Annotated in this window: 20 protein-coding genes; 6 read left to right on the plus strand and 14 right to left on the minus strand. The window is 68.0% G+C overall.

Translation table 11 applies throughout. The annotated features are described in order from the left end of the window. The first annotated feature begins 9 nt into the window (after positions 1 to 9). Together ACGFNJ_RS43900 and ACGFNJ_RS43905 are read left to right on the plus strand one after the other, a co-directional pair. Positions 10 to 2,238, plus strand: coding sequence for a hypothetical protein (locus tag ACGFNJ_RS43900; RefSeq protein WP_393462597.1), 2,229 nt, complete (start codon positions 10 to 12; stop codon positions 2,236 to 2,238). Between the two features lie 76 nt (positions 2,239 to 2,314). Beyond that, on the plus strand, positions 2,315 to 2,947 hold the full coding sequence (locus ACGFNJ_RS43905; protein ID WP_393462599.1) for an MBL fold metallo-hydrolase: 633 nt from the start codon (positions 2,315 to 2,317) through the stop codon (positions 2,945 to 2,947). 18 nt (positions 2,948 to 2,965) lie between these two features. On the opposite strand, the gene ACGFNJ_RS43910 is transcribed toward ACGFNJ_RS43905, so the two are convergent. From ACGFNJ_RS43910 to ACGFNJ_RS43920, 3 genes are all read right to left on the minus strand, one after another. Further along, positions 2,966 to 4,861 (minus strand): ABC transporter ATP-binding protein, encoded by a 1,896-nt coding sequence (locus ACGFNJ_RS43910; RefSeq protein ID WP_393462601.1) that lies wholly within the window; start codon positions 4,859 to 4,861, stop codon positions 2,966 to 2,968. Between the two features lie 63 nt (positions 4,862 to 4,924). Beyond that, positions 4,925 to 7,507 carry a DNA translocase FtsK gene (locus tag ACGFNJ_RS43915; protein ID WP_393462603.1) on the minus strand — a complete coding sequence of 861 codons (2,583 nt, stop codon included), beginning with the start codon at positions 7,505 to 7,507 and terminating at the stop codon, positions 4,925 to 4,927. Between the two features lie 377 nt (positions 7,508 to 7,884). Further along, complete coding sequence (locus tag ACGFNJ_RS43920) at positions 7,885 to 8,508, minus strand: TIGR03085 family metal-binding protein (RefSeq protein WP_393462605.1); 624 nt, start codon at positions 8,506 to 8,508, stop codon at positions 7,885 to 7,887. A 249-nt stretch (positions 8,509 to 8,757) separates the two neighbouring features. Here ACGFNJ_RS43920 and ACGFNJ_RS43925 point away from each other — a divergent pair, with 249 nt between their 5' ends. Further along, positions 8,758 to 9,162 carry a DUF4189 domain-containing protein gene (locus ACGFNJ_RS43925; protein WP_393462607.1) on the plus strand — a complete coding sequence of 135 codons (405 nt, stop codon included), beginning with the start codon at positions 8,758 to 8,760 and terminating at the stop codon, positions 9,160 to 9,162. Positions 9,163 to 9,191: 29 nt separating this feature from the next. Continuing rightward, on the plus strand, positions 9,192 to 9,755 hold the full coding sequence (locus ACGFNJ_RS43930) for a hypothetical protein (protein ID WP_393462609.1): 564 nt from the start codon (positions 9,192 to 9,194) through the stop codon (positions 9,753 to 9,755). Positions 9,756 to 9,815: 60 nt separating this feature from the next. Here the strand turns inward: ACGFNJ_RS43930 and ACGFNJ_RS43935 are convergent, their stop codons facing one another. Together ACGFNJ_RS43935 and dapA are read right to left on the minus strand one after the other, a co-directional pair. Next, positions 9,816 to 11,858: an RNase J family beta-CASP ribonuclease gene (locus ACGFNJ_RS43935; RefSeq protein ID WP_393462611.1), complete on the minus strand. Its 2,043-nt coding sequence runs from the start codon at positions 11,856 to 11,858 to the stop codon at positions 9,816 to 9,818. A gap of 55 nt (positions 11,859 to 11,913) precedes the next feature. Then, the gene (dapA, locus tag ACGFNJ_RS43940) at positions 11,914 to 12,822 is read right to left on the minus strand and encodes a 4-hydroxy-tetrahydrodipicolinate synthase (RefSeq protein ID WP_393462613.1); all 909 of its coding nucleotides are present in this window, start codon (positions 12,820 to 12,822) and stop codon (positions 11,914 to 11,916) included. Between the two features lie 148 nt (positions 12,823 to 12,970). On the opposite strand from dapA, the gene ACGFNJ_RS43945 reads away from it, so the two are divergent. Then, positions 12,971 to 13,420, plus strand: a complete 450-nt coding sequence (locus ACGFNJ_RS43945; RefSeq protein WP_393462615.1) for a toxin-antitoxin system HicB family antitoxin — start codon at positions 12,971 to 12,973, stop codon at positions 13,418 to 13,420. A 51-nt stretch (positions 13,421 to 13,471) separates the two neighbouring features. On the opposite strand, the gene ACGFNJ_RS43950 is transcribed toward ACGFNJ_RS43945, so the two are convergent. The 8 genes from ACGFNJ_RS43950 to dapB form a co-directional block, all read right to left on the minus strand. Continuing rightward, positions 13,472 to 14,671 carry a winged helix-turn-helix domain-containing protein gene (locus ACGFNJ_RS43950; RefSeq protein ID WP_393462617.1) on the minus strand — a complete coding sequence of 400 codons (1,200 nt, stop codon included), beginning with the start codon at positions 14,669 to 14,671 and terminating at the stop codon, positions 13,472 to 13,474. Positions 14,672 to 14,802: 131 nt separating this feature from the next. Continuing rightward, complete coding sequence (locus ACGFNJ_RS43955; RefSeq protein WP_393462619.1) at positions 14,803 to 15,822, minus strand: hypothetical protein; 1,020 nt, start codon at positions 15,820 to 15,822, stop codon at positions 14,803 to 14,805. Then, on the minus strand, positions 15,815 to 17,104 hold the full coding sequence (locus tag ACGFNJ_RS43960) for an ATP-binding protein (protein ID WP_393462621.1): 1,290 nt from the start codon (positions 17,102 to 17,104) through the stop codon (positions 15,815 to 15,817). The genes ACGFNJ_RS43955 and ACGFNJ_RS43960 overlap by 8 nt, the downstream gene beginning before the upstream one ends. A gap of 64 nt (positions 17,105 to 17,168) precedes the next feature. Beyond that, the gene (locus ACGFNJ_RS43965) at positions 17,169 to 17,855 is read right to left on the minus strand and encodes a response regulator (protein WP_393462623.1); all 687 of its coding nucleotides are present in this window, start codon (positions 17,853 to 17,855) and stop codon (positions 17,169 to 17,171) included. A 169-nt stretch (positions 17,856 to 18,024) separates the two neighbouring features. Further along, on the minus strand, positions 18,025 to 18,426 hold the full coding sequence (locus tag ACGFNJ_RS43970; RefSeq protein WP_393462649.1) for a flavodoxin family protein: 402 nt from the start codon (positions 18,424 to 18,426) through the stop codon (positions 18,025 to 18,027). Positions 18,427 to 18,484: 58 nt separating this feature from the next. After that, positions 18,485 to 19,051: a hypothetical protein gene (locus tag ACGFNJ_RS43975; RefSeq protein ID WP_393462625.1), complete on the minus strand. Its 567-nt coding sequence runs from the start codon at positions 19,049 to 19,051 to the stop codon at positions 18,485 to 18,487. A gap of 41 nt (positions 19,052 to 19,092) precedes the next feature. Beyond that, complete coding sequence (locus ACGFNJ_RS43980; RefSeq protein ID WP_393462627.1) at positions 19,093 to 19,596, minus strand: hypothetical protein; 504 nt, start codon at positions 19,594 to 19,596, stop codon at positions 19,093 to 19,095. Between the two features lie 46 nt (positions 19,597 to 19,642). Further along, positions 19,643 to 20,389, minus strand: coding sequence for a 4-hydroxy-tetrahydrodipicolinate reductase (gene dapB / locus ACGFNJ_RS43985; RefSeq protein WP_393462629.1), 747 nt, complete (start codon positions 20,387 to 20,389; stop codon positions 19,643 to 19,645). Between the two features lie 150 nt (positions 20,390 to 20,539). On the opposite strand from dapB, the gene ACGFNJ_RS43990 reads away from it, so the two are divergent. Next, positions 20,540 to 21,361 (plus strand): alpha/beta fold hydrolase, encoded by an 822-nt coding sequence (locus ACGFNJ_RS43990; protein WP_393462631.1) that lies wholly within the window; start codon positions 20,540 to 20,542, stop codon positions 21,359 to 21,361. On the opposite strand, the gene ACGFNJ_RS43995 is transcribed toward ACGFNJ_RS43990, so the two are convergent. After that, positions 21,348 to 21,788, minus strand: a complete 441-nt coding sequence (locus ACGFNJ_RS43995) for a MarR family winged helix-turn-helix transcriptional regulator (RefSeq protein WP_393462633.1) — start codon at positions 21,786 to 21,788, stop codon at positions 21,348 to 21,350. The genes ACGFNJ_RS43990 and ACGFNJ_RS43995 overlap by 14 nt on opposite strands. Positions 21,789 to 21,791: the final 3 nt, after the last annotated feature.

Genomic DNA, 21,791 nt, shown 5'->3' on the forward strand with positions numbered 1-21,791 from the left:
TTCACGCTCGTGGTGGTCGCCGCCGCCACCGGGCGCGCGGATGCCGCGGTGGCCGAGCTGGTGGCGACCGCTGTCCGGGCCCGTTTGGTTGCCAGGCTCGACACCGCACGATTCACTTTCGTACACGATCTGATCCGAGAAGCGCTGATCGCACGGCTGGGCGCGACCGAGTCCCGAAAACGCCACGCCGCCATTGTTTCCGCGCTCGAGCAGCTGCCGAGCGAGCGGTCCGGTGCGACGCCGAGCGAGCTCGCGCACCACGCCTATCTGGCAGGCGACGCCATCGATGCCGAGCGCGCGCTGCGGTATCTGCTGGATGCGGCGCTTGATGCCTGCGGCAGGTTGGCCGCGGGCGAAGTCGCGCAACACTATCGGCGGGCACTGACGCTGATCCCGGAGGAGCAGCACGAGTCCCGTGGCACCGTCGGGCTCGATTTGGCAAGCGCCGAGGCCGCGGCCGGTGAACTGTCTGCCGCCCGCCGCACTTTCGAAACACTGCTCGAACTGGCCGGACAGCACGAATCGCCGGAGCTCTTCGCGCGGGCGGCACTCGGCTTGCACGAGCTGGGAATGCCGCGCCCGGAACGCGATTCCGAGCGGGAGATCGCGCTCATCGATCAGGCGCACGCCATGTTGCTGCGCGATCGTCCGCGCAGCGATCCGCTGGCGGTGCGTGTGCTCGCCGCGGCGACTCGGGTGCGCGTACACACCGTGTCCGGACAACGCGCGGCCGCCGAGCAGATGAGCGCCGAGGCGGTGCGGCTGGCCAGGGAATCCGAGGACGACACGGCGCTCGAACTCGGACTGCTCGCCAGGCACGACGCGATCTGGCGACCAGGCACCGCCCCCGATCGACTCGAGTTGGCCGAGGAGCTGATCGCGATCGGTCGCCGAACACATCGCGACGAGACCGAATTACAAGGCGCCCTTTTACGTTTCGCCGCATTGCTGGAGCTGGGTGATCCGCGGGCGCACACCGAGATGGCCGCGCTGCGCGCACACGCGGACCGGGCGAACCTGCCGCGCTTCCGGTTCGTCGCGCTCTCGCGTGGTGGTGCGCTCGCCACGCTGGCCGGTCGATTCCAGGAAGCCCGCGATGCCATCGATGGCGCCTATGCGTTGGGTGAGCGACTCGGCGAGGTGGACCGAGCACCGTTGTGGCTCGAGCAGCGGTGGTCGCTGGCGTTGGTCACCGGCGATCTGGCCGAGGCGGACACGTTCGTCGACCGCTATCGCGCGATGGGCGCCAACTACACGATCATCACCGATCTCATCACCGCCGCCCAGCTCGGCGACAAGGACCGCGCCCGCCGCCGGGTCGCCGAAGTGCAGGCGCTCTACGACGGATACCCGACGCACTTCCACGCCGCCATCCTGGTGGCGCTGGCGCATGCCGCGCTGGTGCTCGACGATGCGGAGCTGCGCACCAGCGTGCGAGCGAAACTTGTTCCACTGCAAGGATTGTGGGCTGTGGTCGCGGGCGGCGGAGCCAGCTACGGGCCGTACGTGTACTGGCTCGGCAGGCTTGCCGCCGCAGCAGGCGACCGCGACACCGCGACGCGCGAACTGCTGGCCGCCGCGGAATCCGCGCGCCGCATGCGCGCCCGTCCATGGCTCGATGCGGCCGAGCACCAGCTGCGGCTGCTCTCGCACGACCGTCGGCCACCGGCCGAGCCGACCGCGCTGCCGGACAACGAGTTCCGACGGGACGGCGCGGTGTGGACCTTGCGGTTCGCGGGCCGCACCGCGCGCCTGCCCGACGCCAAGGGACTACGCGACCTGCACGCGCTGATCGGCCATCCCGGTCACGAGATCCCGTCCCTGGAACTGTTCGGCGCACCCGGTTCCGGCGACATGCTGCGCGCGGCAGGATCACTGGGCACCGACCCGGTGCTCGACGAGTCCGCGAAGGCCGCATACCGCCGCCGCCTGGACACGCTCGATACCGAGATCGATCGGGCGGTCGACCTCGGCGCCGACGATCGAGCCGCCGAACTCGACCGGGAGCGCGCCGCCTTGCTCGACGAACTGCGCCGCACCGCAGGCCTGGCCGGGCGCACCCGGCACCTCGGCGACGATGCCGAGCGAGCCCGCAAGACGGTGTCCGCGCGGGTCAGGGACACGCTGCGGCGCATCGATCGGATCCACCCCGAACTCGCCGAGCATCTGCGCGCCTGCATCTCGCTCGGCATCGTGTGCCGCTATCAACCGCAGCGCGAGCGGCAATGGCGGTTGTGACGGCCGCCGATCTAGCGTCGCGAGATCGGATCTCGCGCCTCCTAGGTGAAGACATCAACGCACCGAGGAGCACATCATGAAGCAGATCTCCGCCGACCTGTGGCAGACCGAGACCGAGAGCCCGTTCGAGGGACTGACCGTCAACGCCTATCTGTGGACGACGCCGGAGGGAAACGTGTTGTTCTACAACACGAACAAGCCAGGCGAGCTGGACAGGATCGCCGAGCGAGGCGGCGTCACCCACCAATACCTCAGCCACCGTGACGAAATCGCGCCCTCACTGTCGACCATCAAGGAGCGCTTCGGTTCTCGGCTGCACATTCATCGCGACGACGCGGAACTGGTCACGCAGACCAGCGTCGACGACGCCTTCGACACCCGGCACACCGCGTTCGGCGGCATCGAGGTGATCCCGACGCCCGGCCACACCGCGGGCAGTGCCGTCTATCTCGTCACCATTTCCGGTAAGCAGCACCTGTTCACCGGCGACACCCTCATTCTCGGCGGCAACGGGCAGTGGTGGGCAGGCTACATCGAAGGCCACAGCAACCGCGAAACCCTGCTCGCCACACTGGATTTCCTCGCCACCCTCACCCCCGACGTCATCGTGTCCAGCGCCTTCATGAGCGACTCCGGCGTCACCGAACTCGGCGACCGCAAGTGGGCCGACTGCGTCGAGGAGGCACGCAAAGGTTTACTCGCAGCGTGACAGCCGCGGCGTCGCGCACTATTCGACGGCAGCCGTCGGCTCTTGGTATGCCTGCGCCTGCAGGGTGTAGAACTCGCGATAGAGGCCGTTGCGGGCCATCAGTTCCTCGTGGGTCCCGTGCTCGACCACGCGGCCCTGCTCGAGCACATAGATCCGGTCGGCGTAGCGGACGCTCGCCAAACGATGGGTGATCAGCACGACGGTGCGCTGCGCGGCATGCTTGCGGATCGTCTCGAAGACGGCATGCTCGGTGCGCGCGTCCAGCGCGGCGGTCGGCTCGTCGCAGATCAGTAGTGGCGCATCGCGATACAGGCCACGGGCCACCGCGATGCGCTGCCATTGCCCACCGGACAGCTCGACCCCGCCGCGGTAGGTGGGGTCGAGCAGGGTGTCCGGCCCGGCGGGCAGTGCGGCAAGGACCTGATCGGCTCCCGCCGCCTGCGCGGCCGCGGTGAACGCGGCGTCGGACTCCGGATGATCGTGTCGGCCGATGGTGATGTTCTGCCTGGCCGAGAACGGCCAGTGGGTAAAGTCCTGCGCCACCACCGCGATTCGACTGCGCAACTGGGTCAGGTCAATGTCTTCGAGCCGGACGCCGCCGTAAGTCACTGTGCCGGAATCGGGTTGGTACAGGCCGCTGAGGACCTTCGCGAGAGTTGTTTTGCCGGAGCCGTTCGCACCGACGATGGCGACGATCTCCCCGGGCGCTATGTCGATGTCGAGCCCGCACAAGGCCGGACGCTGCCCGCTCGGGTAGGTGAACGTGAGATCCCGCGCGCTGATCCGGTCCACGTCAGCGGGCACGGCGACACCGCCCACGCGTTCCTGTCGCTGCCCGGCATCGGCACAGAAATCGAGATAGTCCTGATAGAACAGGGCGTTCTCGTAACTCCAGTTCATGCTGTTGACCAGTTCGCTCAAGGCGGTCATCGCGGTGCGCAACGCGACCACCGCGGTTCCGGCGACGGCCAGCGGCATCACCGCGGTGAACAGCAGCAGGCCGAGGACCAGATAGACCACGGCGATCCCGAGCCCGGCGAGAGCGGCTCCGAGCGAACGACTTACGGCCTGTCTTCGCTCCAGCCGCAACGCCCTGGCCTGGACGAAGCCGGACAACCTGGTGAACTCGGCGAGCAGAAACGAACGCATGGTGTACGCGCGGATCTCGGCGGCCGGAACCCGATCGGCCATCAGGTTGGTCAGCGTCTCCATCCGGCGCTCGGCGCCGCTGGTCGCCGCGTACATCTCATAGCTCATCCTGGCCGAATGCACCGCGGCCCACCAGGTCGGAACCAGGGCGATCACCAACAGCGGCAACAACACCGGGTGCAGCACGCCGAGCACGCCGACCACCACCAGTAGTCCGACCACCCCCGACAGCAACCGCAGCACGCCGTCGACCAGCGCCGCGACCGCGTGTGGCGCACGCTCCCTGATCCGGTGCAGCGTGTTGTGGAAGACGTCGTTGTCGAAGGCCACCAGCTCGGCGTTGGTGGTCAGCTGCAGCAGACCGGTCTGCAGGCTGCGCCGCAACTGCGGATCGATCCGCGACTTCGCCAAGACCGCCGCTTCCCGCAGCGCGCCGCGGACCACCACCATGGCGGCGATCAGGAGCAACGCGGGCGCCGCCGCCCGGACGCGGTCCGGCGTCGGCCCGGCCGCCAGCAGCCGCTCGAGCACCGAGGTGGTGGCGAGCAGTCCGACCGCCGTGCCGAGCTCGGCGAGCAGGGTGCACAGCACCAAGGCGGCCGTATCGACACGGCTCACCTGCCAGCATTCCCGCAACACCCGCGCGAAGGTGGCAGGCAGCCCACGCGCCATCGCCCAGAATCCGGCGGCAGCCACGGTCGCGTCGTGCGCGGTCCACGGGTCTGCCGTCTTGTCCAGATCTACCGCCAGGTCATCGAGGGGCATCCGCCAACGGTACGAACGGCCGCTCGATCAGGAAACCGGATTTCCGACACACCGGAGACGAGCTCAGTCGTCCTCGTCCGCAGGGCCGGAATCGTCCCCGCCCCGGATCGTGTACAGCAACCCATCCAGCTCATCGGGCTTGATGAGCACGTCACGCGCCTTGGAGCCCTCGCTGGGCCCGACGACACCGCGGGTCTCCATCAGGTCCATCAGGCGACCCGCCTTGGCGAAACCGACCCGCAGTTTGCGCTGCAGCATCGAGGTGGAGCCGAACTGCGAGGTGACAACCAGCTCCACGGCCTGAATGAAGACATCGAGGTCGTCGCCGATGTCGGGGTCGACATCCTTCTTCTCCCCCGCCTTGGCGGCGGTGACGCCCTCCTGATACTCCGGCTCGGCCTGGTTCTTGGCGAAATCGACGACCGCGTGGATCTCTTCGTCGCTGATGAACGCGCCCTGCAGACGGGTCGGCTTATTCGCACCCATCGGCAGGAACAGCCCGTCGCCCATGCCGATCAACTTTTCGGCGCCCGGCTGATCCAGGATGACCCGCGAGTCGGTCAACGACGACGTGGCGAACGCCAGCCGGGACGGCACATTGGTCTTGATCAGACCGGTCACCACGTCGACGGACGGCCGCTGCGTCGCAAGCACCAGGTGAATGCCTGCGGCACGGGCCTTCTGGGTGATCCGCACGATCGCGTCCTCGACGTCACGCGGCGCGGTCATCATCAGGTCGGCGAGCTCGTCGACGATGGCGAGGATGTACGGGTAGGGGCGATACACCCGTTCGCTGCCGAGCGGCGCGGTGATCGCGCCCGATTTCACCTTCTTGTTGAAGTCGTCGATGTGGCGAACCTTGTTGGCCTGCATGTCCTGATAGCGCTGTTCCATCTCCTCGACCAGCCAGGCCAGCGCGGCGGCCGCCTTCTTCGGCTGGGTGATGATGGGCGTGATCAGGTGTGGAATGCCCTCGTAGGGAGTGAGTTCCACCATCTTCGGGTCGATCAGGATCATCCTGACCTCCTCCGGCGTCGCCCGATGCAGCAGCGAAACCAGCATCGAGTTCACGAAACTCGACTTGCCGGAGCCGGTGGAGCCCGCGACCAGCAGGTGCGGCATCTTGGCGAGGTTCGCGGCGAGATAGTCGCCCTCGATGTTCTTGCCGAGCCCGATCACCAACGGGTGGTGGTCGTTTCGGGTCGACGGCGCCTTGAGCACGTCGGCGAGCCGGACCAGCTCGCGGTCGGCGTTGGGCACCTCGATGCCGACGGCGGACTTGCCGGGGATCGGCGCGAGCAGCCGGACATTCTCCGTCGCAACGGCATACGCGATGTTGCGGGCCAGCGCGGTGATCTTCTCGACCTTGACGCCGGGCCCGAGCTCGACCTCGTAGCGAGTGACCGTCGGGCCGCGCACGAAACCGGTAACCGCAGCGTCGATTTTGAACTGCACCAGCACCTCGGTGATCGCTTCGATCATCGATTCGTTGGCGGCACTGCGCTTCTTGGGCGGATCGCCGTCGGTCAGCAGCGACATCGGCGGCAGCACGTAGTCGCCCTCGACCTCGCGGTCGGTGACGAACTCGAGCTGCTTGGGCGGCGGCGGGGTCTGGTCCTCGACCACCACCTTCGCCGGGCGCTGTTTCTTCGGCTTCGGCGCAGGCGCAGGCTCTTCGGAGGCGATCGGCTTGGCGTCGCGCAGCGGCGGCTCCCCGATCACCTCGGTCACCGCGTCGCCGTCGCCGAACTCGTCGGGCGGATAGTTCTCCGCCGGGGTGCGACCGCGCCGCTTCGACCGGGCCGAGGCGTGCAGCGGGAAGCCGTCGGCGTCGTACTTGGCGGGGTCGTACTCGCCGAATTCGCCGTTGTACTCGCCGTATTCGTCGCCGCGACTACCGGTGCCGAAGTATTCCCGCAGCTTGGAGGGCACTTCGCGCACCGTGGTCCCGGTCAGCAGCAGCACGCCGAAGATGATGGCCAGCAACAGAATCGGCACCGACAGCCAGGCGGTGAGCCCGTTGGTGAGCGGCCCGCCCACCACGAAGCCGACGAAACCCGCGGCGCGCGAACGCCCGTGCGGGTCGGTCGGCGCACCGGCGGCGATATGCCAGAGTCCGAGGATCGGCAGGCCGACCAGCAGCCCGCCGAGCACCAGCCGCGGCCGGATCTCCGGATGCGGCTCGGTGCGCATGAGAATGACGGCGATCATGGTGGCCACGAACGGCAGCCCGGCGGACGCGGAACCGCCGACCGCGCGAATGGCCTCACCGACCCAGTGCCCCACCGGCCCGCCCGCCGACAGCCACACCGCGGCGGCGATCACCGCGCTGAGGGCGATCAGGGCCAGCGCGATGCCGTCCCGGCGATGGCCGTGCTCGATCTCGCCTGCCCGGCTCAACGTCCGCGTCGTCGCGCCGAGGCCGCGCGCGAGCATGTTCCAGCCACTGCTGATGCCGCGGCTGAATACCGCGAGCGGCGCGGTGTTCGACGTGCGCCGAACCGGCCGACGGGCGGGTTGACGACGACCGCGCGGCGCCGGCGTCGCACGGGGCGTCGCCGAACGGGATCGTGCCGTGGTGGTCCTCCCCCGCGCCGATCCCGCCCGCGCCCGAGTAGTCGTGGTGCTGCGGGACTTACCTGCCATTCCCCCAGGCTAGCCGCAAACGCCCCATCCAGACCATCCGCAACACTAGTCTCGCGCGCCACTCCACGCCTCAACTATGCAGACGCCCAGGTAGGCGATAATGCCGACCGCCACTCGAACTCGCCGAGCTCAGAGCCGCCTTCCGCGTGTTGCCCGCCCCTTCCTGGCTCCACAACAGCGCGGGCAATCCCCGCCCGCGCCACGCGGACGAACAACACACCGCCACGCCGACCGCCGCCCCCTCTCGCGAGCCACCCTCGCCGTCCTGCCCCGAACGGCACACAGCAGGGGCGATCGCATCCGCGAGGTCAGGACGAACAACACACCGCCACGCCGTCGCCTCCCGAGGCGACCGCACGCGCGATCGCGTCGAAAGGTCAGACCGAGCGATCCAGGCTCAGCACAGCACGCACCGACTCGGGGTCTCCCGTGGTCTCCAAACGCACCTCATCGCGGCCGAAGGCGTGCAACAGCAGCTCCGACGGCTTGCCCGTCAGGATCACTTCCCCGCTCGGCTTCGAGTGCACCACCGCGCGTTTGCCGTCCGGTGTCGCCAGGACGACCGTCACCGGCGAGCGGCGGTAGGCCCGGCGGCCCATCCGGCGAGCGAACGACCAGAGGGCGTTCTCGTCGGCGGCGGGCAGCTCGCGTGGTTCCCAGCCGGGGGTGCCGCGGCGGATGTCTTCGTGGTGGACGAACATCTCGGTCAGGTTCACGATCGCGTCGACCGGTCGCAGCGGCGACCACCACGGCGGCCCGGTGCGGACTTCCTCGAGCAGCTCGGGGAACGGCTTACGGGCCGTTTTCGTCTGCACCCCATCGAGATACCCGGCGAACGGCTTCAGCATGATGCCCGGCGAGGCGTCGGGCCGCCGCTCACGAACCACCAAGTGCGCGGCGAGGTCTCGCACCGTCCATGCCCCGCAGAGAGTCGGCGCTTCCGGACCGGCAGCCGTCATCGCCTCGACCAGTTGCTGTCGTTCGCGCTGCGCCATGCTCATCCACTGAACATACCGACCACCCCATTGCGCGGAACGCACCGACTACCCCATTCCGGACACTTCCCACTGCTGCGAATAGCCGGGTTGACAGTCCCAGCGACACGCCAGTTCACTCGGCCGATGCAACGCCGATCTTCCGCAATCCCGGACGACACCAGGACATGTCGACACGCCAGGCCCCGATTTGTCGGGTAGCGCAATGGGTGTTCGCTATGTACCTTGTCACTCGGTCCATCGGGTCGTGGACTCTTGAACAAGAAGGGCAAATTCCCTGTGAAGAAGTTTGTTTCCGGCGCAGCTGTTCTGGTTGCGGCCGGTTGCGCGCTGGCTCTCAGCGCTCCTGCCGCACAAGCCGCGCCGTACAACTACGGCGCCATCGCGCTTTCCACCTCCACCGGTTTGATCGGTTATTCCTACGATTACCCGGATTCCGCTGCGGCACAGGCGCGTGCAGTCCGCCAGTGCGGCGCAGGCGACTGCCAGTCGGTGGTCTGGTTCGCCAATGGCTGTGGCGCCGTGGCGTATTCCAGCCGTACCGGCACCTACAGCTGGTCGTATGCCGCGTCGCGTAGCCGTGCCCAGAGCAAGGCACTGTCGAACAACTACTCCGACGCGTACATCGTGCACTGGAACTGCACGTCCAACCACGGCTGATGTCCGCGCTTCGATTCAGGGGAAACATCGTGAAACACCGCACTTTCCGGACCGCCGTGGCCGTCGTCCTGACCGCCGCCGCGTGCACACTCACCGCCTGCGCCTCGGGTGACGACAAGAAGACGGACGCGCCGAGCAGCACCGCCAAGGCCGACACCGCACCCGGTGAACTGCAGGGCGGCAGCGACAAGGGTGACAAGGAGACCGGCGCTGTGCCGACCACTCCGTCCTCGCCCGCGCTGGCCAAGCCGTCGGTGGAGCAGCTGAACGAGCGCCTGAACAAGGCATTCGATCCCGCTGTGCCGAACAAGGAGAAGATCAGCTGGATCCAGGCCGCCGAGCAGGATCCGTACCTGGTCGCGAACCTGGTCGACGCCGCCAAGAAGCAGGACGTCAAGGTCAAGGTCACCAAGGTCGGCGACCCGGCGGACGGCAAGCTGAAGGCCGACGCCGAGGTCACCATCGCGGGCACCCCGGTGCAGAACGCCTTCATCTCGTTCGTCTCCGAGGGCGGCGAGTGGAAGGTGGACCACACCTTCGCGTGCAACATCGTCAAGAGCGCGAAGATCGAATCCGCGGCCTGCCAGGAGTGAGCTAGCCCGAACGACAAGCGCCGGATGCCAAGGGCATCCGGCGCTTTCGTGTATCCGGTATCAGACGCCGATCACGGTCGGCACGATCATCGGGCGCCGCCGGTAGGTATCGGCGACCCAGCGACCGACCACACGCCGCACACTCTGCGCGATCCGATGCGTATCGGTGACGCCCTCGGTCGCCAACCGCAGCAGTTCCGCCTCGACCAACTCGGCGGCGTCACTGAGCGCCGTCGGATCATCGGAGAAGCCGCGCCCGCTGACCTCCGGCGTGCTGACCGCCTTGCCGGTGGTCTCGTCGATCGCGACGGTGATCGAGATGAAGCCGCCCTCGCCGAGCACCAGACGATCCGACAGTGTCGACTCGCCGACGTCGCCGACCGAGAGCCCGTCGACGTACACGTGCCCGACCGGCACCCGTCCGACGATCGAGGCGATGCCGTCGACCAGGTCGACCACGACGCCGTCCTCGGCGAGCATGACCCGGTCCTCCGGCACACCGGTCGCGATGGCCAGCGCGGCGTTGGCCCGCAGATGCCGCCATTCACCGTGCACCGGCATGGCATTGGTCGGCCGCACCGCGTTGTACAGATACAGCAGCTCGCCCGCCGAGGCGTGCCCCGAGACGTGCACCTTGGCGTTCTGCTGGGTGATCACGGTGGCGCCGAGCCTGGCCAGTCCGTTCACCACCGCGAACACCGAGTTCTCGTTGCCGGGGATCAGCGAGGAGGCCAGCACCACGAGATCGTCCTGGCGGATGTTGATTTGGCGATGATCGCCGCGCGCCATCCGGGACAGCGCCGACAGCGGCTCGCCCTGCGAACCGGTGGAGATCAGCACCAGCCGATCACCGGGCAGCGTCGCGGCCTGATCGAGATCGACGACCACGCTGTCCGGCACCGTCAGATAGCCCAGATCCTGCGCGATCTGCATGTTGCGGACCATCGAGCGGCCGACGAAACACACCCGCCTGCCGTACTTCTGGGCAACGTCGACCACCTGCTGGATGCGATGCACGTGGCTGGCGAACGAGGCGACGATCACCCGGTTGCGCGCCTTGCCGATCACCGTGTCGAGCACGCCGCCGATCTCGCGCTCCGGCGTGACGAAGCCGGGCACCTCGGCGTTGGTCGAGTCGACCAGGAACAGGTCGACCCCTTCGTCGCCGAGCCGGGAGAAACCGGCGAGGTCGGTGAGGCGCCCGTCGAGCGGCAGCTGGTCGAGCTTGATGTCGCCGGTGTGCAGCGCGACGCCCGCCGGAGTGCGGATGGCGACGGCCAGCGCGTCCGGGATGGAGTGGTTGACCGCGAAGTACTCGCAGCTGAAGGGGCCGTGCGTGGTGTGCTGGCCCTCGATGACCTCGAGCAGCTTCGGCTGCTGGCGGTGCTCCCGGCATTTCGCCGCGACCAGCGCGAGCGTGAACTTCGAACCGATGACCGGGATGTCGGAGCGCAGCCGCAGCAGGAACGGCACCGCGCCGATGTGGTCCTCGTGGCCGTGCGTGAGCACGACGGCGACGACGTCGTTGATCCGGTGCTCGATGGGCCGGAAGTCGGGCAGGATCAGGTCGACGCCGGGCTGCTGGTCCTCGGGGAAAAGCACGCCGCAGTCGACGATGAGCAGCTTGCCGCCGTATTCGAAAACGGTCATGTTGCGGCCGATTTCGCCGATGCCGCCGAGCGCGAACACGCGCAGGCCGTTCTTGGCGAGCTTCGGCGGGGCGCCGAGCCGGTCGTGCGCGGCGGCCGCGGCCCGCGGATCCGGTTGCGGCGCCGACTGTTCGCCACGGCCGCGGCCGGACTGCTGGCGGCCGCGCCCGGACTTCCTCGCAGGCTGGGCCGCCTCGGCACGCGGACCCGACTTCTTCGCAGGCGCCTTGTTCGCGGTGTTCGACTTGGCCTGCGCGGTCCGCATCGCGGCAGGCTGCTCGTTCGCTGTCGACACCGGCTGGGCCACCGCTCGCTCCGCGACTGGCTGCACCGCGGGCGCGGGTTGCGCCGCAGCTACAGGCTTTTCGACGCGCGCCGGCTGCTCGACCGGAGCGGGCGGTCCCGCGGTGCGCGACGCGGTGCGACGAGGACGACGTGCCGCCGATTCACTCATGCGTACACCTCGCTGACGCTCAGTTCGGTCATGCGCGGTAAGACGATTCGTTGACTCATGCGTGCACCCCTGCCGCTCGTAGGTCGGCGGCAAGGAGGTCGAGTTGTTCCGGTGTCGGCATCAACTGCGGCAACCGTGGCTCACCCGCCTCGATGCCGAGCAGGCGCAGCGCGCCCTTGCTCATCGCGACGCCGCCGAGGCGGAACATCGCGGCGTTCAACGGCACCAGGCTCGCGTTGATGTCCCTGGCCCGCACGACGTCGCCCGCGGTGTAGGCGTCGAGCAGCTCCCGAAGCCGTTCCGGCACGAGATGGCCGATCACGCTGATGAATCCGGTCGCGCCGACCGAAAGCCACGGCAGGTTCAGCGTGTCGTCGCCGGAGTAGAAGGCCAAACCGGTGCTCGCGATCAGGTCGGCGCCCGCGTTGATGTCGCCCTTGGCGTCCTTCACCGCGACGATGCGCGGGTGCTCGGCGAGGCGGCGGATGGTGTCGGTGGCGATCGGCACCACCGAGCGCGGCGGAATGTCGTAGAGGGTGACCGGCAGGTCGGTGGCGTCGGCGACCGCGGTGAAGTGCGCGAGCAATCCGTCCTGGGACGGGCGCGAGTAGTACGGGGTCACCACGAGCAGGCCGTGCGCGCCGGCACGCTGGGCGTTGCGGGCGAGTTCGATGGAGTGCGCGGTGTCGTAGGTGCCTGCGCCCGCGATCACGGTGGCCCTGGTGCCGACCGCGTCGACGACGGCGCGGAGCAGGTCCGCCTTCTCCGATTCGGTGGTGGTCGGCGATTCGCCGGTGGTCCCGGAGATCGCGAGCAGGTCGACGCCGCGGTCGACCAGGCGGGCCGCGAGCGCGACCCCGGCATCGACGTTGAGCTTGCCGTCGGCACCGAAGGGGGTCACCATCGCGACACCGACCGTGCCGGAGGCTTTCAGCTCCGCAGGCGTCGATTCACCGTTCGTCATGGTCAGAAAGGCTACCCGGTCGCGAGAACGCACTCGACACCGTCGCCTCCGTAGGAACCGGCCAGTCGGGTGATCCACCTCCTACTGCCGCCAGCATGATGTCATGTGCATCCTTGCGTGACATCAAATATGGCGTCACACTGATGTCATGGATCTGAACAAGTACACCGACCGCCTGCGCGCGGACCTCATCGCAGCCGCCGCCCTAGGCGACGAAAAAACCCAGGCCACCGCGGCGGCGCTGGCCGCAGCAACGGAAAGTTCGGCCAGGCTGGTGCTCTTCGCCGCGCTGTCCGAGCTGGCCGCCGAGGTCAACGCCGAGCTCACCGACCGCGCCGTGCACCTGTCCTTCGACGGCACCGAGGCCAAGGTCGACCTCCGCAAGAAGACGACGTCATCGGAGGACAATCCGACCTTCGAGGAGATGACCGGCGATATCAGCCGGGTCACCCTGCGGCTCGTCGAGCAGTTGAAGGCGAAGGCGGAAGAGGCGGCCGCGCAGAGCGGCCAGTCGCTGAATTCCTGGATGTCCGGCGCGGTCTCCGGTGCGTTGCGTGATCAGATGATGCGCGGTTACGGACCCAAGCGCGACGTGTGAGTTCAGCAGCGGCACAGCGTTTCTCGTGTGTCGCCGCAGCCGGGTGGCCGGCTAGAGAAGCGGGGCCAGATTGCCCTTCGCGCCGACGACCACCTTGTCGAGCTCCAGCCAATCGGCCATGTCCCGGAGTGCCTCGGTGAGGGCGCTGGCAGTGGCGGGCGTGTCGTAGCCGGGTTCGGCGAAGGCACCCGGCACGGAGAGCCTGCCCGCGGCGCGTTCGGCACGGAGGTCGACGCGGCCGACGAGCTCGCCGTTGAGCAGGAACGGGAAGACGTAATAGCCGTGTACCCGTTTGGGTTCCGGCGTGTAGATCTCGATGCGGTAGTGGAAGTCGAAGAGGCGCTCGGTGCGGGCGCGGAAGAAGACCAGCGGGTCGAACGGGCACAGCAGCGCCGCACCTTCGACGCGGCGTGGCATCGGGGTGCCTGCGCGCAAGTAGCCGGGTTTGTCCCAGCCCTCGACCTCGACCGGGATCAGCTCGTCCGCGTCGACGAGGTCGGCGATGGCCGGTTCGGTTTGCCTGCGGTGCAGGCGGTAGTAGTCGCGCAGGTCGGTTTCGGTGCCGATGCCGTGCGCGGTGGCCGCGCGCAGCACCAGCTCGCGCACCGCGTCTTCCTCGGAGACGGTGTGCGCCAAGATATCCGGCGGGATGACCCGCTCGGCCAAGTCGTAGTGCCTGGCGAAGGCGACCCGCTTGTCCACCGAGAGCGCGCCCGCCGCGAACAGCTGCTCGCAGATCATCTTCGTGTCGCTCAAGTTCCACCAGGAACCCTTGCCACGCGGCTTGTCCAGTTCCAGATGCCGTTCCACTTCACCGGCGGTGCACGCGCCGACCTCGGTGATCACATCGAGGATGTCCCGGCCCAGGGTCGGATTGCGGTCCACCACCTTGCGCATGCCGGACCAGCGCCCGTGCTCGTATTGCGCCATCCGCCAGCGCATCAGCGGCCAGTCCTCGACCGGAATCAGCGCGGCCTCGTGCGCCCAGTACTCCACCAGCCGCCGCGGCTTGCGCGCGCCATTGCTCCACACCGCCTCGTCGAGCAGCGTGCGGTCGTAGGCGCCGATCCGGCTGAACACCGGCGCATAGTGCGCCCGCACCACCGCCGACACCGAATCCAATTGCAGCAGTTGGGTTTTCTCCAGCACCCCGAGCACCGACCGGCGCGTCGTCCGAGCAGGCTTGCGCGCCGCAAAACCCTGGGCCGCCACCGCCACCCGTCGCGCCACCCCGGCACTGATCTTCCGCATACCCGCACAATGCCATGCCCCACCGACAACTTTGCCCGCCGTTCGAGCCGGAGCCCGCAGACCCGACGCACAACGAGTCCGCACTCCATGCGCCAGGAAACCGCGGGCGAGGGGCATCGCCCTTCTGGCGACTATGTAGAGACGGTGACCGTACCCGCCGCATCGATCTCGGTGCGGCGGTCCTGAGTCGGCGCATTGGCGAGGACCGTGGCCAGAATGCGACGGCCCATCGGCAGCACCCTGACGGTCACCGAACCGGCATTAGCCGCGTCCAATTCCTTTGTCGCGGCCTCGATTACCTGCTGACGCACCCACCGCGGCACCCCGGCGAAACCCCCGTCGTCCAGCAGCACCACCTCGACGCCACGCGATCGGGCACCGCGGGCCGCGCTGCTGAGTTCGTCCGTGACGAGTTGCGGTGCGCGCAACCCGTCCCTGAGTTCGGCTTCCAGCAGCCTGCACTGCTCACGCTCGGTGGCGGTGAGTTCGACCCCGTCGGCGATGCGTTCCAGGATCGGCCGCGCCACCTTGTCGAGCCGGGCCAACTGCCGGTTCCGTTCCCCGTTCTCCGCGGCCATGGTGGCCTCGGCAGCGGCGCGCATCGCCGACTCCTCGCGCAGCAACCGCAGCGAACGCTGAGTGGGCCGCATGATCACCGCGAAGAGCGACACCCCGGCCACCGTCGCGATCGGCACGAACGATCCGGCGATCACCGCGCCGCGCAACCCGCTCACCACGCCGACGAACGCGATGATCGCCGCGACACCGCCGACACCGAGCCAGGCCGAACCCAGCCTGCCGCGCAACACAAGCACCGCAAGCACATACGACGCCGCGAACGCCGTCACCACCTGCTTCGACCAGCCCGACTCGGCGTTGAACGCGGTGATCGCCGTCGCCGCCGGTCCGGACGCGGCCACGAACACGGTCGCAGGCCACGGCAGCGGATCGACCGGAATCACCAACACCAACACCCCGGCCGCGGCAAGCAGCACCAGGGCCGTCACCGCCGGAATCAACGGCGACTGACCGAAATTGCGCACCATGTACAACACGATGGTGGCCTCGAGAATGAGCAGGAACAGCCCGGCCGCCGGATCCCGCAGGCCGAGCAGATCGCGCAGCCCGAATTCGACGTCGGTCTCAGCCATCACTGCCCCACACCAGGGTCACCGTCGTGCCCTCGCCCGGCTGTGACTCGACAAAGCCTGCACCGCCGGCCAGCTGACGCATCCGGCCCAGAATGCTGACCGAGATGCCGAGGCGATCGGCGGGCACCTGCCCCAGGTCGAAACCCGCACCGTCATCACGGAATACCACCCGGATGCCGCCGGCGCTGATGGTCACCGTGACGGTGCGCTGCACCTCGCGACCAGGCACGGTCGCGTGCCGCAGGCTGTTGCGCACAGCCTCGGTGAGCGCGGCGGCAATGGTGCCCGCGGCATCCACCGGCAGCCGCAGATCATCGATGCCGGACCAGCGACGCGCGGTGAACCGGATATCGGTGTTGACCTCGTGCACCGCCGAACGCAGGAATCCGGTGGCAGACTGCGCATCCAAGCGATTCGGTTCCGTCTCCCCACCCCGGCACTCGTCGAGCTGTTCGAGCGTCCGCTCGGCCTGACGGCGCAGCACCGGCGAATCGGTGCCTGCCCTGGACGCGTCGAGCAAAGTGGACAGCACCGCGTCGTGGATCAACGCGGCGAAGCGGGCCCGCTCTCGATCGCGCGCCGCGGCACCCGCGACAGCAGCGGCCCGCCTGCTTTCGATCGCCGACTCCCGATCCACCCGATCCGCGGCAGCCTTGGCGTACACCGCGCACCAGAGAAACAACGCGCACAGTGCGGCCGACTGCACGAAGTCACCGGCCGACCCCAGCGGCGTCACGCTCGGATGCACCCGATTGTTCGCCATCGCCGCGACCGCCGAACCGAGCACCAGATAGCCGACCGCCAGCGCAGGCCGCCACGCCAGCACGGCCGCGAGCACGCCCAACGCCAGCACCCGATACAGCCAGACCGACGTGCCGGTGGGCGCCGGGGCCGGATACGCGAACGGGATCACCACCATCGAGATCAGGAAGCACACCGCCGCCGCACCCGCGACCAGCTGAGTGATCTGTCTGCTCAAGGTGATCGACACCACCGCGAGCACCGGGAACAACCCGAACGCGAGCACCATCGTTGCGACGGTCCACCCGACATCGATGATCCCGCGCTGACCCGTGATCTCCGGCAGCTCCACCACCGCGACGATCACCCCGGCGATCCCGATCGCCAACCCGAACCGTCGCAGAATCCGATCGGCGGCGCCCTCGTAACCGCGACGCTGGGTCGCGGTGACGAGACGACGTCGCCAACGGCTCGCTCCGGCGTGCTCGAGCGACATCGGGTGAGAGTTCGGCGAGGTGTCCAGCATGCTGGACGCGGTCATGCGTGCAGCTCGCTGCTCGACTCCGGCATGCCCACGTAGTCGACTGTGCATGTCGTGTGCTCGTTCATGCGCGTGGATGCCGCTCGGGCACCGGCAGCCAACCATCCTCCACCGCCCGCTTGTACAGGTCGGTCTTGGTCGGCGCGGGACGTCCCGCGTCGGCATACTTTTGCCGGATACGGCCGAGATAGTCGTTGACCGTCTGTTCGGACAGGCCGGTCAACCGCGCGACCCGGGACGCCTTCTCCCCGGACGCGTACAGCGTGAGCACCTCTTCCTGACGCGGGCTCAGGCCGACGTCGGACAGTTGCGGATCGCCGTCGATGGCGGCGGCCCAGTCGGTGGTCACCACTTGCTCGCCGGACGCGGCGCGGCGTACCGCCGCGACCACGGTCTGCACATCCTCGGACTTGCGCACCACGCCGAGCACACCTGCACGCGCGGCGGATCGCACCAGGAACGCGTTGTCCGCGCCGGTGAAGATCAGCACCTCGATGCCGCGGTCCCGCAGCATGCGCACATTGTCTTCGGGCGTCGACCCATCGGCCAGACGCAGATCGAGTACGACCAGATCCAGTTGCGGCAGGTTCTGAGCGGCGGCCAGCAGTTCCGGCACTGTGCCAGCGGTCGTCATCAGGTCGAGGTCGGGTTCCGGCGCCAACATGGCGGCCAGTCCGATCGCTACTGATTCGTGGTCTTCGACCACTCCGATCCGGCGCGGTGCGTTTTCGCCCCCTTCGGCCAACGTCACCTCAATCTCCATTCCCGAGCAACTCGTACACGTCCCCACCGCAACAACGTTCAACCAGTATGCCGGGCCGCCGCTTCGAAAGGTCAGACACCAGAAATCGGGGCCGCTCGATTACCTGTCAACCGGAAGGTTTTCGTCCCCAGCTATCTCGGGGAGAAAACATGTTTCATCAGCCCATCAGCTGGGCGGCGATGGTCGCGCCGAGCTCCCAGCAACCTTGGATATCGTCCTTGCTCGGCGCGCCCGACACGACAACCGGCGCGGCGGCTTGCACCCAACCGAGGCCGGTGGTCACGCTCGCGATGGCGCGTTCCGCGCCCTCGGTGCCCTCGTTGCCGTGCAGGTAGAAACCGAAAGGTCGGCCGCGGGTGGAATCGAGGACCGGGTAGTAGAAGGTGTCGAAGGCGTGCTTGAGCGCGCCGGACATGTAGCCGAGGTTCGCGGGGGTGCCGAGCAGGTAGCCGTCGGCGGCCAGCACGTCGGGTGCCGTGACGGCGAGGGCCGCGCGGCGGACGACCTCGACGCCCTCGATGTCCGGGTCGGTCGCGCCCGCGACGACGGCCTCGAACATCGCCTGCGTATGCGGGGAGGGCGTGTGATGGATGATCAACAGCTGCGCCACGTGCGGATCAGTCCTCGGCCGTTTCCGTGTCCAGCATCGCCTTCTTCATGGCGATCATTTGCTCGTCGTACAACGCGAGAATCGCGTCGTCGTCCTCGAATCCCGCCCGCATCTTCGTGCCGTATTTCTCGTTCGCCTGCTTGCGGTAGTTCGACCACTCGGCCTTGGACTCGGCGGGAGTGCAGGTCAGGAATCGCCACATACGGATGTTGTCCGGCTCCGCGGATCCGGCCGGCGGCGCCCACTCTACCCGCTGGCGGAACAGTGTGCTGCGGGCGATATTGATCCGATCATAAGTGCCGAAGTCGAGCGGGCTGAGCTTGTACGCCTCGTAATAAGCGATGAGCCTCTTGTCGCTCATCTGCTTGCGCGCCTTCGTCAGATCTTCTCGCGGATTCGCCGGGTTGTCGCACCACACCTGCGCGATGTCGCTCCAGATCTTCTGGTTCGCTTCGGCTTGCGCGTCCGATTGTTCCTCGGCCCGCGAGGCCGGGCTGGTGGCATGGGCGGGGACGGCAAAAGCAATGAACAGAACGGAAATTCCGGCGACAAGAGCGGGCAGACGCAGTTTCATCGAGCTCCCTACCTCGTTCGACGTGGTGGCAATGGTGCACGTTAACGTGTTTGGTCGCGTTCGAGCTTTTCCAGCGCGACGGCGCGGCGCATGGTTTCGCGGGCGCGGGCGCGGTCACCGGCATAGTCATAGGCGCGGGCAAGGCGATAGGAGACCCGCCAGTTGTCGGGGTCGGCTTCCCATTCGGCTTTGACACGGTCGAACAAGGCGTCGGCGGCTTCGCGCTCGATGCGGCCGGAGGCACGGCGCGGCAGGTCGGAGGTGTCGAGCTCGCGTCCCTCGTCGTGCATGCGGCGCGCCAGATGCTGGTGCGCGAGCGCGGCGCGGACCGTGGCAACGACGACCCAGACGCCGACCAGCGGCAGCAGCAGCACACCGATGCCGATCAAGATGCCGGTGACCTCGCCGGAACCGATGAGGCTGAACGCGATTCGGCCGAGCAGCAGGAAGTAGAAGCCGAGCACCAGCACCAAGACCGCGATGAAGGCCACGAGCTTGACGACTTCCCGGTTCTGCCCGGAATCGTTCGACTCGGCGTTGCTCACGTCCACGCCTCGGCGACGCGGCCCATGTGTCCTCGCCCGCGCTCGTTCACAGATCGAGGAACGGGTCGAGTCCGACCGTCAGGCCAGGACGGCCGGCGATCTCGCGGACGCCGAGGAGCACGCCGGGGGCGAACGACGATCGGTCGATGGAATCGTGCCGGATGGTGAGGGTTTCGCCCTGGGTGCCGAACAGCACCTCCTGGTGCGCGACCAGGCCGGCCAGCCGCACCGAGTGCACGCGGACGCCGTCGACGTCGGCGCCGCGGGCGCCCTCGAGTTCGGTCGTGGTGGCGTCGGGGCTACGGCCGACGCCTGCCTGTGCTCGGGCGGCGGCGATCAGTCCGGCGGTGCGGTAGGCGGTGCCGGAGGGCGCGTCGGCCTTGTTCGGGTGGTGCAGTTCGATGACCTCCACCGATTCGAAGAACCTGGCGGCCTGTTCGGCGAAGCGCATGGACAGCACCGCGCCGATGGCGAAGTTCGGGGCGATCAGCACGCCGGTCTCGGGGCGGTCGGCCAGCCAGCCGCGCACCTCGTCGAGGCGGGCGGCGTCGAAGCCGGTGGTGCCGACCACCGCATGGATGCCGTTCTGCACCAGGAACTTCAGGTTCCCCATCACCACATCCGGGTGCGTGAAGTCGACAACGACCTGCGTGTTCGCGGCCGTGAACGCCTCGAGCGAATCGTCCTTGTCGACCGCCGCAACCAACTCCAGATCGGCCGCCGCCTCCACGGCAGCGCAGATCGCCTGCCCCACTTTGCCGCGCGCTCCCAGCACACCGACCCGAATGGTCACCGCATCTCCTCTTTCCGCTTTCCCGTCGCAGCCAGCGTATCGACCGTGCCGCAGCCTCGGCCCTCGACCTCTCCGATCTTGCGTAGGGAGTCACACATTGCTACATGCGCATGTTTGCGCATTGCGGGAAACTGACCTAACGTCGCGGGCGTGACTTCGATTCGTGAGCGGGCAGCGGTTTTTCTACGCGCGCACGACAGCAAGAAACTTGGTGTCGGGCAGCATGATTGGCATTACTACAGCGGTGGGGCCGGGGAGCCGGTGCTGCTGCTGACCGGGGGTGCGGGGATCGGCATCGGGTGGGTGGATTTGGCGCAGGCCTTGGCGCCGCGGTTCCGGACGGTGGCGCCGGACTATCCGTCGAGTGTCGGTTCGTGTGACGAGCTGATCGATGGGCTGGTCGCGGTGCTCGACGCGGAGGGCATCGAGCGGGCGCACGTGGTCGGACAGTCGGCGGGTGGGATGTATGCGGAGTTGTTGTCGCGGCGGGTGCCGGAACGGATTCGGTCGCTCACCTTCTCGGGTACCGGACTGTATGGGCCGGAGGATGTCGATCGGCTGCGGATGCGGATCGAATCCGCGTTGACGACACCGTGGCCCGAGACACAGGAGGCCATCCGCACGTCGTTGCGGAGTACCTGGACGGACTCCGATGACGCCGAGTTCTGGATCGAGCAGGTGATCGCGGCGGGCGAGGTGTCGGGTAGCGCGGGCGCCGCCAATTCCTACGGAATGTTGCTCGAGATCGCCGAAGGTGTCGACGACCTGATGCGGCAGCGTGCGTGGCAGGGGCCGACGCTGATCTTCCGGGCGGACGACGATCCGCTGATCACCACCACCCACACCGAGCGGCTGCGAGTTCTGCACCCCGACTGCGATTTTCGCACCTTCCCCGACGGTGGCCACTCCTTGTTGATCAGCCGGACGACCGACTACATCAGTACGGTGACGGATTTCCTCACGAGATCCTGACCGGTGCGGCGCTCGGGCCGCCGGACATGTTGATTGCCATCTTCTCGAGCACCCGCAGGGTTTCGGCGAACTGCTCGTCGGAGATCCCGTCGGCCATTTGCCGGCGACGAGCCCCGATCCGAAGCCACGCCGCGTCGTGGATCGCGCGCCCCGCATCGGTCAGCGCGAGCAGGTCCACATCCGCGACCACCAGGCCTCTGTCCAGCAGTGCTGTCAGTTCGTCCGTCCAGTCCGCCGGGTCGCGCAGGAATGTGTCCAGCGCGGCGCGGACCTCGTCTGCCTGCTGCGGTCCGTCCGCGAGCGAGTGCAGGATCTGCCAGTGCCGCCTGCTCAGCTCGCCCGCGGCGAGATCCTCGTCGAAACGCTCGTTGATCAGGCGATCGAGTTCCACGAGCCAGTACCCGATTCGGCGCTGAACGGCCATCATTCC

The sequence above is a fragment of the Nocardia sp. NPDC049149 genome (genome assembly GCF_043197455.1).
In the GTDB taxonomy this organism is placed as follows: Bacteria; Actinomycetota; Actinomycetes; order Mycobacteriales; family Mycobacteriaceae; genus Nocardia.

Excerpts from the sequence above, each read along its gene's own strand:
- ACGFNJ_RS43905 (WP_393462599.1), top strand. The coding sequence starts at position 2,315 with ATGAAGCAGATCTCCGCCGACCTGTGGCAGACCGAGACCGAGAGCCCG.
- ACGFNJ_RS43910 (WP_393462601.1), bottom strand. The coding sequence starts at position 4,861 with ATGCCCCTCGATGACCTGGCGGTAGATCTGGACAAGACGGCAGACCCG.
- ACGFNJ_RS43915 (WP_393462603.1), bottom strand. The coding sequence starts at position 7,507 with ATGGCAGGTAAGTCCCGCAGCACCACGACTACTCGGGCGCGGGCGGGA.
- ACGFNJ_RS43920 (WP_393462605.1), bottom strand. The coding sequence starts at position 8,508 with ATGAGCATGGCGCAGCGCGAACGACAGCAACTGGTCGAGGCGATGACG.
- ACGFNJ_RS43935 (WP_393462611.1), bottom strand. The coding sequence starts at position 11,858 with ATGAGTGAATCGGCGGCACGTCGTCCTCGTCGCACCGCGTCGCGCACC.
- dapA (WP_393462613.1), bottom strand. The coding sequence starts at position 12,822 with ATGACGAACGGTGAATCGACGCCTGCGGAGCTGAAAGCCTCCGGCACG.
- ACGFNJ_RS43945 (WP_393462615.1), top strand. The coding sequence starts at position 12,971 with ATGGATCTGAACAAGTACACCGACCGCCTGCGCGCGGACCTCATCGCA.
- ACGFNJ_RS43950 (WP_393462617.1), bottom strand. The coding sequence starts at position 14,671 with ATGCGGAAGATCAGTGCCGGGGTGGCGCGACGGGTGGCGGTGGCGGCC.
- ACGFNJ_RS43955 (WP_393462619.1), bottom strand. The coding sequence starts at position 15,822 with ATGGCTGAGACCGACGTCGAATTCGGGCTGCGCGATCTGCTCGGCCTG.
- ACGFNJ_RS43960 (WP_393462621.1), bottom strand. The coding sequence starts at position 17,104 with ATGACCGCGTCCAGCATGCTGGACACCTCGCCGAACTCTCACCCGATG.
- ACGFNJ_RS43970 (WP_393462649.1), bottom strand. The coding sequence starts at position 18,426 with ATGTTCGAGGCCGTCGTCGCGGGCGCGACCGACCCGGACATCGAGGGC.
- ACGFNJ_RS43975 (WP_393462625.1), bottom strand. The coding sequence starts at position 19,051 with ATGAAACTGCGTCTGCCCGCTCTTGTCGCCGGAATTTCCGTTCTGTTC.
- ACGFNJ_RS43995 (WP_393462633.1), bottom strand. The coding sequence starts at position 21,788 with ATGATGGCCGTTCAGCGCCGAATCGGGTACTGGCTCGTGGAACTCGAT.